The sequence below is a fragment of the Undibacterium cyanobacteriorum genome (assembly GCF_031326225.1).
GTDB lineage: Bacteria > Pseudomonadota > Gammaproteobacteria > Burkholderiales > Burkholderiaceae_D > Undibacterium > Undibacterium cyanobacteriorum.
On the sequence record NZ_CP133720.1, the window covers coordinates 3,829,889 to 3,843,149 of the forward strand.

At 48.1% G+C, this 13,261-nt stretch carries 9 protein-coding genes; 5 read left to right on the forward strand and 4 right to left on the reverse strand.

Annotation, left to right across the window (positions count from 1 at the left end; translation table 11 throughout):
* Window positions 1-29: 29 nt before the first annotated feature.
* From RF679_RS15935 to RF679_RS15950, 4 genes are all read left to right on the forward strand, one after another.
* Window positions 30-1,442: an ATP-binding protein gene (locus RF679_RS15935; RefSeq protein ID WP_309481615.1), complete on the forward strand. Its 1,413-nt coding sequence runs from the start codon at window positions 30-32 to the stop codon at window positions 1,440-1,442.
* 164 nt (window positions 1,443-1,606) lie between these two features.
* Window positions 1,607-2,476 carry a GIY-YIG nuclease family protein gene (locus tag RF679_RS15940; RefSeq protein WP_309481616.1) on the forward strand — a complete coding sequence of 290 codons (870 nt, stop codon included), beginning with the start codon at window positions 1,607-1,609 and terminating at the stop codon, window positions 2,474-2,476.
* Window positions 2,477-2,621: 145 nt separating this feature from the next.
* Complete coding sequence (locus RF679_RS15945; RefSeq protein WP_309481617.1) at window positions 2,622-3,380, forward strand: hypothetical protein; 759 nt, start codon at window positions 2,622-2,624, stop codon at window positions 3,378-3,380.
* 82 nt (window positions 3,381-3,462) lie between these two features.
* Window positions 3,463-4,317, forward strand: coding sequence for an LEM-3-like GIY-YIG domain-containing protein (locus RF679_RS15950; RefSeq protein WP_309481618.1), 855 nt, complete (start codon window positions 3,463-3,465; stop codon window positions 4,315-4,317).
* Window positions 4,318-4,490: 173 nt separating this feature from the next.
* Here RF679_RS15950 and RF679_RS15955 read toward each other — a convergent pair whose 3' ends face one another.
* Both RF679_RS15955 and RF679_RS15960 read right to left on the reverse strand, forming a co-directional pair.
* Window positions 4,491-4,997, reverse strand: coding sequence for a hypothetical protein (locus RF679_RS15955; protein WP_309481619.1), 507 nt, complete (start codon window positions 4,995-4,997; stop codon window positions 4,491-4,493).
* Between the two features lie 447 nt (window positions 4,998-5,444).
* Window positions 5,445-6,722 (reverse strand): endonuclease/exonuclease/phosphatase family protein, encoded by a 1,278-nt coding sequence (locus tag RF679_RS15960; RefSeq protein ID WP_309481620.1) that lies wholly within the window; start codon window positions 6,720-6,722, stop codon window positions 5,445-5,447.
* Window positions 6,723-7,176: 454 nt separating this feature from the next.
* Here RF679_RS15960 and RF679_RS15965 point away from each other — a divergent pair, with 454 nt between their 5' ends.
* A complete protein-coding gene (locus tag RF679_RS15965) occupies window positions 7,177-7,623 on the forward strand; it encodes a hypothetical protein (RefSeq protein WP_309481621.1) in 447 nt (148 codons plus the stop codon).
* A gap of 1,415 nt (window positions 7,624-9,038) precedes the next feature.
* Here the strand turns inward: RF679_RS15965 and RF679_RS15970 are convergent.
* Both RF679_RS15970 and RF679_RS15975 read right to left on the reverse strand, forming a co-directional pair.
* Window positions 9,039-11,384, reverse strand: a complete 2,346-nt coding sequence (locus tag RF679_RS15970) for an ATP-dependent DNA helicase (RefSeq protein WP_373921694.1) — start codon at window positions 11,382-11,384, stop codon at window positions 9,039-9,041.
* Window positions 11,363-13,087 (reverse strand): VRR-NUC domain-containing protein, encoded by a 1,725-nt coding sequence (locus tag RF679_RS15975; protein ID WP_309481623.1) that lies wholly within the window; start codon window positions 13,085-13,087, stop codon window positions 11,363-11,365. Before RF679_RS15975 ends, RF679_RS15970 begins: the two co-directional genes overlap by 22 nt.
* Between the last annotated feature and the right edge of the window lie 174 nt (window positions 13,088-13,261).

Consider the following 13,261-nt stretch of genomic DNA (forward strand, 5'->3'; position numbering starts at 1 on the left):
ACTACAAAAACTAGCCAAACAGTGAACGTATGATTACTCTCGACCAATTGGATCGCTGGCTGCACGCCAAACACGAAACAGAGCATCTTGAATTCAAAGAGGCTAAACATCAGTACGACAATACAAAATTAATCCACTATTGCGTTGCGCTAGCCAATGAAGGGGGTGGTTATTTTGTGCTCGGGGTTGCGGACAAAGCACCCCGTCATGTTGTTGGTACGAATGCTTTCCTCAATATTGGCGAAACCAAATCACTGATTTTGCGTGCCTTGCATATACGTGTTGAAATTCATGAGCTACAACATGCCGATGGTCGGGTGTTAGTTTTTGAAATTCCAACACGAGCAATTGGTCAACCTCTACATTACGAAGGTAAATATTTAATGCGAGCCGGTGAGGAATTGGTTCCCATGTCACCAGATCAGCTACGCAAGATATTCGCTGAAGGGAAAGCTGATTTCTTGTCCTTAGACGCGTCCAAAGAAATCGATGCAGATGAGGTTATAGCCGCCTTAGATATTCAAACATTTTTTGAACTACTTAAATTGCCTCTGCCCGCAACCAGAGACGGAACGCTAGCTCGTCTGATCAGCGAAAAACTGATTTATGAAAAGAGCGGTCAGTATGTCATCACTAACTTGGGCGCATTGTTATTGGCAAAAGACATGCGTCAATTTGATTCGTTACAGAGAAAAACTGTGCGAATGGTGAAGTACAAGGGCAAGAATAAACTACAAACGGAGCGTGATTTAATTGGTCAGAAGGGTTACGCAGTTGGATTTGAAGGATTAATTTCTACGATCAACAATCAATTACCAATGAATGAGGTCATCGGGCAAGCGCTGCGTGAAGAAGTGCGGATGTTTCCTGAATTAGCAATTCGTGAATTAGTCGCGAATGCTTTAGTACATCAGGATTTTGAAGAAGCTGGTGGTTCGGTCATGGTGGAGATTTTTTCTGATCGGATAGAAATTACTAACCCCGGCCAGCCCTTAATACCGACGGAACGATTTGTTGATGAGTACAAATCCCGTAACGAGAAATTGGCAGATCTGATGCGCCGAATGGGCATATGCGAGGAAAAAGGCAGTGGCATTGACAAAGTTATTTTTAATACCGAACTATATCAACTACCTGCACCAGAATTTCGTGTCACTCCCGTCCATACAACAATAGTTCTTTTCGCACACAAAGAGTTTTCCGAAATGAGTCCGAAAGAAAGAGTGAACGCTTGTTATATGCACTGCTGCTTGAAGTACGTGAGCAATGAAAAAATGACGAATCAGAGCTTGCGTGAGCGTTTCAAATTGGATGAAACAAGGACAAAGACAACCGCAGTATCACAAATTATTTCCGCTGCGGTAGAGCAGAAATTGATTAAGCTTGATGATATTGAGAACGCATCAAAACGGTATGCGAAGTATGTTCCAATTTGGGCCTAGTTTTAATTAATCACAAATGTCATCTCCATCATTTTTTTATCGTAAACCATTGAAATTGTTAGACATTCTCATTTAATCGCAAACGTCATTGAATTATCAAAATAACACAAATCCGTATTCCACTCACTGAATTTGATGTCAAATTTTTAGCATGTGAATTATCTATGTCACAACCATTCTCCCTAAAAATCTTCGTAGCCACAGGCGACCCTGACGGCCTTCGCATCGTTGAACGTAGCAACTGGATAGGCAAGGCCCTCGTCTTTCCAAGAGGTCTGCTACCGTCTATTAAACAGAGAGATGAGTTTGCACAGACCGGCATTTACATCTTGATTGGGCCAAGACCGGATGCTGATGGTGAGATGATGTACATCGGCGAAGGTGATCCCGTAAAACCTCGCTTAGAAAGTCATTACAGCAATAAAGACTTCTGGACACGTGCAGTATTTTTCGTCGCTGGACCGGGTCATCTCAACAAAGCGCATGTGCAGTTTTTGGAAGCGCAATTGATTCAACGCGCCAAAGACGCCAAACGCATTCGATTGGAAAACATCAAAGCAGAGAACGAACCTACCCTCTCCGAGGCCGATCGTGCTGACATGATGGTGTTTCTAGACCATATGTTGAGTATGCTGCCAGTACTCGGAATCAGCGCCTTCGAAATCGCTCGCACAAACACGACGGAGTCGCAAAAATTAACGAAGCTCTTTTGCTCTGGAAAAGGCCTCAAGGCAGAAGGCTACGAATCCAATCAAGGCTTCATCGTCAAAACAAATTCACAAGCCAGCGGTGCTATCACACCCTCGATGCGCGACCAAATGCGCGGCATCTTGGATCTACGCGAAGACTTAATCTCAAACGGCGTACTAAGCAAAGCTGGCGAAGACTACGTATTCACACAAGACTACAGCTTCAGCAGCCCATCAACAGCAGCATCCATCGTGTTAGGACGTAGCGCCAATGGCCGGACCGAATGGAAAGACCAAAAAGGCCGTACGCTGAAAGAAATACAGACTTTGCAGGCTGAGGCTTGATATCCTCGATCGAAATCTTAACTAGCAAAGATCATGAGCGAACTCAGATCATTTTCAACGATAAGTTCACGAATCCAACCCGAAAAAGTTGAGTTCAGATTGTTGCAATCATAAACTCAATAAAGTCAAAAATAATGGGGCAGCAGTGTACATCTTTCGAACAGAAAAACACGTCAATCCAAGATTCAAAGAACACGACCTTCTTTGCGATCGTTTGGTAGAAATTTGCCATGATTGGGAGAAAGAACTAGACCATTACATCTCCAAAACTGAAAACCTCTTTGGAAGACCTGAACTACCGTGGCAAATGAATGAACGTGTCATTGTTAGTTCGCTAGTGTCCTCAATCGCAAAAAATAATAACGAATGTATTCTTGCTGAAGAATTGCCAATTACAAAATCTACTAAATCCGATTTAGGAAGATGTGATTTGTGGGCACACATCCCCTTCGAAGACGACCATCCATTTAATTTCTATCTAGAAGCAAAAAAATTTATCAAGGAAAAACGTCCTAATGATCTTCGAAAAATACTGCTAGAACCGCGCGGAATTCATCGCATGTTCCACGACTACGTAAAAAGTATTGGTAAGTTGAGTCAGATTAGTACTCAGCAAGAAGGAAGAAAACATCAACACTATGTCATTGGAATGATATGTATTCCAATTTGTGGTCGTCCTCCAAAAAAAGACATCCAAGATTGTTTGGATGACGTTTTCACAAAAAGAATAACGTTAAAAAATATTGAAGATGACAAGACCTTCCCCCAAAAACGACTGATGGCAAGGTTTCCAACAGTTGGTTTCTACTATGAGCCGACGATGCATGAGCAGCAATCTTCAATGCTCGTAACTTTCACCGTTCTTGGAAGCTCAAGAAGTCGGAGCAATGTCCTCTCAGATTGAAACACTAGAACACAAAAAGTGAACAGAATTAATCCACAAATCTACCTAGCTTAAAGCAAATTTGACGAAATTAAGGTGCAACGTGAAACAGAAAAAAATCAGAAGCCTTCAAAAAATCGGCAATACCAACGACAAAATTCATAGGACTGCGCAGGAAAAACTGGGGCTATACGTTTACGTCTTGGTAGACCCAAGAACAGCAGAGGTATTTTACGTTGGTAAAGGTGGGGGTACTACAAATGGAAATGAGCGGGTTCTCCATCATTTTAAAGAGGCAAAAAAATTTGCCTTTGGTGAATACAGTAAGGTTCCCTCTTCGAAAACCAAGCGTATTTTGGAAATTTGGGATAAAGGCTATGATGTGCAATGGTGGATTATCCGCCACGGCATTGAAGATCAAAGAATCTGTGACCAAATCGAGGCCGCGGTGATTGATGCTTTCTCATTAGCTAAATCGAAGATACTCAACGCCATACGTGGTTACGGCGCAAAACAATCTGGCCTGATCTCTTCAAAGGATGTCACGCTTTTAAATCCCGCACCTGTCAACCCCAGAAAAAAACATTCGACTGTCTTCTTATTCCCTATTAATCAGCTCATGGGAGAACGCAAAGACTTGTATGAGGCCACAAGAAAATACTGGTCAGTAAGTAAGAAATGGCGGGATATTGCCGACTCCATTGCAATCGGTGTAAATAATCAGACCAGTGCTGCATGTTTTTCAATTGATAAGTGGCGCAAGTGTGATGCCAAGTTCTCGTTTACTGGGCACGACATGACTGATAACCATGAACTAGCGCGCAAAAACTTGTCCTTAATAATTGAAAACGCTAAGGGATACTGGCAAAGAGGCGGATTCTTAATTGTAGAATTTGACGGAAAAAATCATTTCCGTTATTTGCGTGGTAGCAAGAACAAAGAGTGGATCAAACTATAGCGCTAACTTGAACAACAATAATTACCCAAGCGCAAACAAGAAATAGCGTTATTTATTTCGGTCGTTTTGAATTGGAGGAATTCACAAATTACCCAATTTATACTGACGCGATTTAATCGGGAATTCAACTGATAAAGACCACAATCAATTTTACAAATGCGAAGATGCTCAAATCAGCGCGCCAAACACCGCCGCTTCAAATCCGCATCATTAATCGAATAGCAGTAGCTATTGTCGCGTCTGACTTTGCCGAGGCAGTAATTTTTTTGATCGCTCTTGCCGATGGAGTAGCAATACGAGACATCGTTTTTGACTTCGGCCAAGCAAGCGTTTTTGCCGTCGCTGTCGTTGATGGAATAGCAGTAACTAGAGTCGTTCTTAGCGGTGCCTAGGCAGGTGTTTTTGGTGTCGTAATCGTTGATCGAGTAACAGTAGCTGGTATCGCCTTTGACTTTGGCGAGGCAAGCGTTTTTGGTATCGGATTTGTTGATGGAGTAGCAGTAGCTCGTGTCTTTTTTGGCGATGGCTAGACAGGCGTTTTTGCTGTCGGAATCCCTAATCGAGTAGCAATCGCTGGTGTCTTTGGCGATGCTTGCTGGACTGAATGGAACACCACTGAGGATGGTTAGAGTGATGAGGATTTTGCTGAAAAGGGTTTTGCTGAAATTTGGTTTGAGCATGGCTTGTAGCAATCATGGAATAGGATGTGGGCATGATAGCTTGTTTGGTGGTGCGGGTTCAATTGGGTGTGCTGTGAAGCTGTAAGGTGTTGAACGACGCTGGGCTCCTGCCTTCGTAGGAGCGACGGCTGTCGACTACGGGGCGGTGGAGTTTTGCTATTGCTGAACCACCCTCACCCTAGCCCTCTCCCGCTCGCGGGAGAGGGGATAAATGCGCGCTCGGCGGCTTGCGTTTTTGCGTGGCTATTTCTGGTTCGCGGGCGAAGGAATTATTTCGGGGCGGGACTCATCGCTATGAAGGTGGCTCAGAAAAGCGCTGACGTTAAAGTCTAACGACACTGGATCCCTGCCTTCGCAGGGATGACAGCATGAATAACTGTGTACGAATTTCTGCGCTGAACGGCTTTGATCTTTTCAGCGTAAGTTCAGCGCAAGTTCAGCACGACTTCAACGCAACTTCAGCGTGGTAATGCGTGGGCAGTGATCGCTGGAGATGATCTTTTGGCCTTTGAGTTGGTCAACCCCGACTTTCACTGAGCTGGCAGCGCCGTTTTGTTTGGCGTTGAGGGCTTCGCTGATCAAGATGTGGTCGAGGCCGACGAAGCCTTTGCAGGCGCCTGTGCCTTCGGCTAACGGTACTTGCACGAGGCTAGGATTGCCATCAGACAGTTCTTGCCACAACAAGCGCGTTTTGACTTCGCCATGCGGGCCGGTTTTGTTCGGGCTGGCGGGATCGCTGCCATCGCTGCGGACTTGATCTTTTGGTGGATTCGATGCGGCTTCTTCGTCGAGGCGGCGATTGAAGTCACCGAGCACAACAAACAATGGCGTTTTGCTGGCCACACGTTCGATCCAGTTTTCTAATGGTGCGACTTGGCGATTGAGGATTTTGCAGGCTTTATCGTCATCGGTCAGCACATGGCCGGCATAGCGGTCGGTGGTGATCAGATTGGCGCACGAGGATTTCAAATGGACGTTGAGAATACTCAATGGTGTAGCGCCGACCGTAATATTGAGTTCAACACCAGGGCGCAGTTTTCTGATTTTGCTGGTTTCTTCTTCATTGTCTTTGATCGCCAAAGCTTCTTCGCTACGGCACACGGCGGGCTTGCTGCTCAAGGATTTTTTCCACGCGAAGCCCACGGTTTGGAAGGCATTGTGCTCAGCGACACAGGTTTCAAAATCGTTGACGTGTTTGCCGAGGATCGCTTGTATGGTTTCGCGGCTTTTCACTTCTTGGAAAGCCATGATACCGATGCCTTGCTCGGTCACGAGTTTGTCGATGGTGCTGGTGAGACCGGTCATTTTTTCGTCATACCACGCTTCACCATTGCTCCAGTTACTAGCGTTCAAGCGATACGCATTGCACGGCGCCACCATCATACTTTTTTCAAATCCACCAGCAGCGGCTTCTATATTGCTTTGGCATTGCTTAGCACGATCGGCTTCTTCTTTGGTCGGCTCCGTCGCACCACGCATAATCCGTGGACGCGTATCGCACCAGTTGACTTCCGGTGCCGAACACACAGCAAGATGCGTTTTGAAATCGGCCTTGGTACCTGCCCAAGCGATGTTGAACGAGGCGATCCCTACTTCATCGCTTTTGTTGGTTTGTTGTGCATGGCTTGCAGCGTTGAAGGCAAATGAAGCCAATGCCAAAGCGATCGCGTGGGTGGTGAATTTTTGTGTGCGTTTTTGTGTGAGGTTATGGCTGAAACTGAGCATGTGAAGCTAACTCCAAATCAAGTAATGGGTGGTCGATGTCACGCGACATCAAACGCGGCGTGCGATTGTAGCCGAGAATGGGGAGGAGCTTAGCTTTTGTGTGGAGGAATTGCGATACCGAAACGACAATTTTGTGGGTTTGTTTTGGTGGGATTTGTATCGTAGTTTTTCTGGGGGGAGTGATTCTTTGTTTCTGTTTTGGAGTGTCTCCTGCTTGTGGCTTCTTTTTATCGCATCAACTAACGAAACCTTTGCTGGTCGGGGGTGGCCCGACGGACACTCATCAAGCGGCTTTCTATTTCAGTTCTTCTCATGGTTGTGGATACTTCTCATTGCATCATTTAACTGAACCTTCTCTGGTCGGGGGTGGCCCGACTGCCACTCACTTTTCTTGCTTCGCCAAGAAAAGTGAGCAAAAGAAGGCGGCCGCGTTTCGCCGCCCTTCGGGTCCCCAATGCTGCGAGACAGAAAATGGGAAAGCGTTGAAACTCGCCTTGCGGCTCAAACAGCAACGCTTTCTTGTTCCATTTTCTGTCTCGCAGCATCGGCGGCTCAAGAGCGGAACGGCGAAAAGCAGACGCTGAACCGACAGTCATTCATCAAATGGCGCGATGTAGGAGTGGCTTTTAGCTTTAGCTTTGGTTTTGGTTTTGGTTTTGGTTTTGGTTTTGGTTTTGGTTTTGCTTTTGCTTTTGCTTTTGCAGTTGATTTTGACCTTTACCCACTTCTGACACTGCCAATTGTGCGAGGCAGAAAATGGATAAAGAAAGCCTTGCTGTTTGAGCCGCAGGCGAGTTTCAAGGCTTTCCCATTTTTTGACTTGCACCATTGGGAAGCCGAAGGCCAGTGGCAGCGTGGTCGCGTTTTTTGGGTTACTTTTTTGGCGAGACAAAAAAGGTAACTAGCTGTCGGGCTACCCCCGACCTGCGAACTTTGAATTCGACCATCAGTCAAGAAGAACTAAAGCCATTGGATTCCAGCCTTCACGCGAATGACATATCGTAGCCTGGGCTGGCAAGCCCAACGCCCTGTAGCCCTATTCGACGTGCAAACGTTGGGCTTCGCTTTGCTCTGCCCAACCTACGGGTTAAATCGCTTCCACGCTCGTCGTTAGGCATGTTGCTGTCGCTCCTGCGCAGGCAGGAGCCTAGTGGCGTTGACTGGTATTCCGTTCAAACCCATCCCCACCCTAGCCCTCCCCTTGAAAGGGAGGGGATTGTTTCGTTTGGTTTTGGCTTTTTGCAGTTGCAGTTGCAGTTGATTTTGACCTTCACCCACTTCTGACACTGCCAATTGTGCGAGGCAGAAATGGGATAAAGAGAGTCAGATGTTTGAGCCGCAGGCGAGTTTCTGACTCTCCCCATTTTTGCCTCGCTCAATTGGGAAGCCGAAGGCCAGTGGCAGCGTGGTCGCCTTTTTTCGGTTACCTTTTTTGGCGAGACAAAAAAGGTAACTAGCTGTCGGGCTACCCCCGACCTGCGAACTTTGAATTCGACCAGCCGATAAAAAGAACAAAAGACGCTGGATTCCCGTCCCCGATTCATTCATTCGAGGACAGGCTCTGCGCGGGAATGACTAATCGTAGCTTGGGCTGACAAGCCCAACGCCCTGTAGCCCTATTCGACGTACAAACGTCGGGCTTCGCTTTGCTCTGCCCAACCTACGGGTTAAATCGCTTCCATGCTCGTCGTTAGGCATGTTGCTGTCGCTCCTGCGCAGGCAGGAGCCTAGTGGCGTTGGCTCGTATTCCGTTCAAACCCATCCCCACCCTAACCCTCCCCTTGAAAGGGAGGGGATTGGTTCGTTTGGTTTTGGTTTTGGCTTTTGCAGTTGCAGTTGCAGTTGCAGTTGCAGTTGCAGTTGCAATTGATTTTGACCTTCACCCACTTCTGACACTGCCAATTGTGCGAGACAGAAAATGGATAAAGAAAGCTTCGTTGTCTGAGCCGAAGGCGAGTTCCGAAGCTTTCCCATTTTTTGACTCGCACAATTGGGCACCCGAAGGGCAGTGGCAGCGTGGTCGCCTTTTTTGGGTTACCTTTTTTGGCGAGACAAAAAAGGTAACTAGCTGTCGGGCTACCCCCGACCTGCAAACTTTGAATTCAACCAACAGTCAAGAAGAACGAAGGACGCGGGAATGACACATAGTAGGTTGGGCTGGCAAGCCCAACGTCTTGCAGCTCCATTTAACGCACGTTGTTGGGCTTCGCTTTGCTCTGCCCAACCTACTTTCTGTTCTTACTCAAACCAACATCTCTTCTCTCAACCGCCCTCACCTTAACCCTCTTCCGCCTGCGGGAGAGGGGACTCAAACCCTCACCTCTCCACCCGCCACCAAGTCGGCAACAACGCCCGCACTTGCGCTTGATTAAACCGATCATCCATCAAATAAATCACCCCTTGATCTTCCGTGGTGCGGATTACGCGGCCTGCCGCTTGTACTACCTTTTGCAAACCAGGATAGAGATAGGTGTAATCGTAGCCTGCGCCGAACATGGTTTGCATGTGTTGGCGTATGTGTTCGTTGATGGGGTTGAGTTGCGGTAGGCCTAGGGTGGCGATGAAGGCGCCGATGAGGCGTTTGCCTGGTAGGTCTATGCCCTCACCGAAGGCGCCACCTAAGACGGCGAAGGCGATGCCTTGGCTGTGTTCTGTGAAGTTGTTGATGAATTGTTTGCGATCGCTTTCGTCCATGTGGCGGGTTTGGGTCCACACGGTGATGTCGGGGTGTTCGGTGGTGAAGCGTTCGCGCGCTTGTTCCATGTAGTCGAAGCTGCTGAAGAAGGCTAAGTAATTGCCCGGTTGTTGCTGCCATTGCTGTGCCATCACTTGGCAGATGGCTGGTAACGAAGCGCTGCGGTCTTGATAGCGGGTGGAGACCTGATCCACCACGCGCACGCTCAATTGTTCGGCCTTGAATGGCGATGGGACATCGATCCATGCGGTGTTGTCGGGCATGCCTAACAGATCGCTGTAATAATTCCACGGACTCAGAGTGGCCGAAAATAAGGCAGTGCAATGGCTAGCGGCGAAGCGGTGTTTGAGAAAGGGAGCGGGCACGATATTGCGCACACAGAGAGTCGATTCGCCACGTTTGACATGCACATCAAACAATGAATGTTCACCAAAACTTTCACAGAGTTTACTCAGCAGTAGCGCATCGAGATAAAAGCTTTGCAGTTCTGGTAGTACCGCTGTCGGTTCTTGATTGAAGAAGTCAGCGATGTCGACACAGGCATTGCCTAGAGCGATGATAAATTTTTCTGGCAATTCGCTATGAACGAGGTAGTCATCGTCTTGTGATTTTTGTAGTTGCCGCCATTGGCGCGCTAGACGTTCTAAGGCTTTTTTGAGCTGCGCTGGCGCCGTTTTGCGCATCGCTTTGAAACTAGCATAACTGAGTTCAGCGCTATACATAGAGCGTGCTCGGCTGACTAAATTATGCGCTTCATCGACCAAGACCGCGACCTTGTGTTCGTTGACGATGGTTTGACCATACAGCATGGCATTGAGGTCGAAATAATAGTTATAGTCCCCGACCACCACGTCGGCCCATTTACTCATTTCCATGCTCAGGTAATAAGGGCATACGTCAAAGCGCAAGGCGACTTCTCGCATCCGTCTTTGATCTAATTGATCCACTTGCAAAGCCGCGGCGCGTGCCGATGCCAGGCGATCATAAAAGCCTTGTGCCAAGGGACAGGATTCGCCATGACAGGCTTTGTCGGGATGTTCACAAGCCTTGCTTTTGGCGACTAATTCAATGACTCTCACCTTCGCAGTCGTGGTGCTTGAATCGTCAATAGCTGGTGCTTCCTGATGCATGGTTTGCTGCAAATGACTCAAAGCATCTAGAGCCAATTGTCGGCCCGAGGTTTTCGCGGCGAGGAAGAATAGCTTGTCGAGTTGATGTTCTTTGCAGGCTTTCAGCATGGGGAAAATGCTGGCCAAGGTCTTACCAATCCCGGTCGGCGCTTGCGCTAGCAAACAACAGGCTCGGGCGCTAGCTTTGTACATCGCTTCTGCCAATTCACGCTGCCCCACTCGAAATTGCGGGTAAGGAAAAACCATCTCGGCAAGCGCGGCGTCACGGCTTTGTCGGTGCCGCATTTCTTGATGCGCCCAGGCCAGAAACAAGGCACATTGCGCTTCAAAAAATTCACGCAATTCTGCCGCACTGTGCGTGTTGGCGACGATGCGTTCGAGTTTAGTATCGACATTAAAATAAATAACGGCTACGCGGAGTTCGTCGACTCCCAATTTTTGGCACAGTAAGTGACCATAGACTTTGGCCTGTGCCAGATGTAGTGCGCGATGATTATCGGGGATGCGATCAAAGTCGCCGCGATAGGTTTTGATTTCTTCAACTTGCGCCCGTTCTGGCCAATAACCATCGGCACGCCCTTTCACCAATAAATCTTGATTCTTGCCGTGCAATGCCACCTCATATTGGTAACTTGCGGGTCGCCGTGCCACCACCTGCGCATGCCCTTCTATGCCTTCTTGTGCAGTGGGCGACGGCGTGAAGCGCAAATCAAGATCGCCTTGTTTCGCGGTGAATTCGCATAAGGCACGTACACCGACGGTGTACGCTGAGTTTGGCGCAGCGTCTAAAACAGAAACAGGAGGCACGACCTCATTCACAGCTTCGCCTCTTGCCATTGCAGATAGCAGACCGAGATCGGCAATTGATGTTGATGACAGTAGTCGATCAGACGCAATTGATTGTCTTGCAAACGATCGCCAGGGCCTTTCACCTCGATCAGTTGATAGCTTTGCTGCCCCGGAAAAAACTGAATCAAATCCGGAAAGCCGCTGCGATTGGCTTTGATATCAGCCAAAATACGTTGAAACCAGTAGCGCAAATCGCGCGCTGGAATGCATTGCAAAGCGGTCTCCAATAAGGCTTCATCCAAGTAATCCCAAAACACGAACGGCGATTGTTTGCCGTATTTCAGGCGATAGGTTTCGCGTATCTGCTGTTTGTAGGCATCGGAGTCGAGCATGGCCAAACATTGCGCGAAGTCTTCCGCGCGGCGCGGCACGAAATCCTCACTACTAAAATCGACCGGCGCCCGATGAAAGGGATGAAAGAATGCACCGGGTAAGGCTTTGAACACCGCAGGCCAACACAGCAAACCGAGCAAGGAATTGAATAGCGTATTCTCGACATAAAACACCGGCGCCTCATCTTGATGTAGATGATCGCGCACGACATATTCCACTGAAATCGCTTCTTGTGGCTGCGGCAAACACAGATGCAGAGTCTTCACTTCTTGTCGTGCAATCACCGCTGGCTTTTGATGCCCCAGCTTACGATTCAGGCGTGGCGCACTGCGTTGTAACTGTTGGAGTTCCGCTTCACTTTCAGGAGCGGCTAAAGCTCGATTAAGTAATTCCAAGGCCGCAGCGCTGTCGCCCATTTTTTCTAAGACACGGATACGACGTTGGCGTGCCCCGAGATAACGACTTGCACTATACAAGCGCAAGGCCAAGGGCCACTCCTGCCATTTCTCTGCTTGCTGCCCCATGTGAAAATACAGCTTCTGACGTCGATGCTCTATCCACACATTGTTCAACGCTAGCTGCTCAACCCGCGCTAACACTGCTTCCATAGCGGCGACTGAATCCGCCACTTCGTAGGCTTCCCGACAGGATTGCAAAGCTTCATAGTCATCAACGTCGCGTCGCGTTTGAAAGCCACGCGACTCTGGTGAAAAATCGATGGTTTCGTATTCGTAGATACCCAGGTCGGACAAAACAAACTCCGACCAATCTTGATGGCTATTCCCAAAGAACATCAAACGAAAACGCTGGCAGATGTCTTTGACCGCAATGCGCCAGACGAGGTCTTCGCTTTCGGGCCACCATTCGGAGTATCGTCGTTGCGAGGGATTGGCTGTGGATGCCTCTTGAGTGGCTTCTGAACTATGCTCCAATTTTTGCTGTAGAAGGCACTCCAACAAATCTGCTTTCTTCCACTGCCTTTGCGCGGCGCTGAGTTTGAAGGCGCTGGCGATTTCGGGTTTAGCTAAGATATCGAAGACTTCATCCAAATCCATCACGGGATCTTGTTCTACCCAAGACAGCTCAAGCAAAGCTTGCACTGCGAGACGCGCATCACCAATTTCTTCATATTGCAACTTGCTGGCACGGAAAAATTCGCCTTTGCGCATCACCATCCGCACAAACAAAGCGCGCGATGTCTGCGGCAATTGAAAAAACTCGCGGATGAATTGACGTTCATGCTCCTGCAAGAGATCATCGTAACGCGTACGCACCCAATCCAAGACCAACTCGAAATTGTCGAGGTAGTAGAACGGATGCAAAACGGGAAGATCTTTGACTTCGGTTACGAGCGGCATAGGTGAAAACTGGAATACTGTATATTTTCACAGTATATCGATTTTGACTGCGAAGTTCTATGGCTGTTGTTTGCCCTTCTCCTCCAAGGGGAAGGTTGCGACGGGTTTTGTTGAGACTCGTAGGTTGGGCTGCTAAGCCCAACGTTTCCCATTCTTCTAACCATCAACGTTGGG

Bases quoted from the DNA above. Each gene is read 5' to 3' on its own strand.
- RF679_RS15935 (WP_309481615.1), top strand. From the start codon at position 30: ATGATTACTCTCGACCAATTGGATCGCTGGCTGCACGCCAAACACGAA.
- RF679_RS15940 (WP_309481616.1), top strand. From the start codon at position 1,607: ATGTCACAACCATTCTCCCTAAAAATCTTCGTAGCCACAGGCGACCCT.
- RF679_RS15955 (WP_309481619.1), bottom strand. From the start codon at position 4,997: ATGCTCAAACCAAATTTCAGCAAAACCCTTTTCAGCAAAATCCTCATC.
- RF679_RS15960 (WP_309481620.1), bottom strand. From the start codon at position 6,722: ATGCTCAGTTTCAGCCATAACCTCACACAAAAACGCACACAAAAATTC.
- RF679_RS15965 (WP_309481621.1), top strand. From the start codon at position 7,177: ATGCTGCGAGACAGAAAATGGGAAAGCGTTGAAACTCGCCTTGCGGCT.
- RF679_RS15970 (WP_373921694.1), bottom strand. From the start codon at position 11,384: ATGGCAAGAGGCGAAGCTGTGAATGAGGTCGTGCCTCCTGTTTCTGTT.
- RF679_RS15975 (WP_309481623.1), bottom strand. From the start codon at position 13,087: ATGCCGCTCGTAACCGAAGTCAAAGATCTTCCCGTTTTGCATCCGTTC.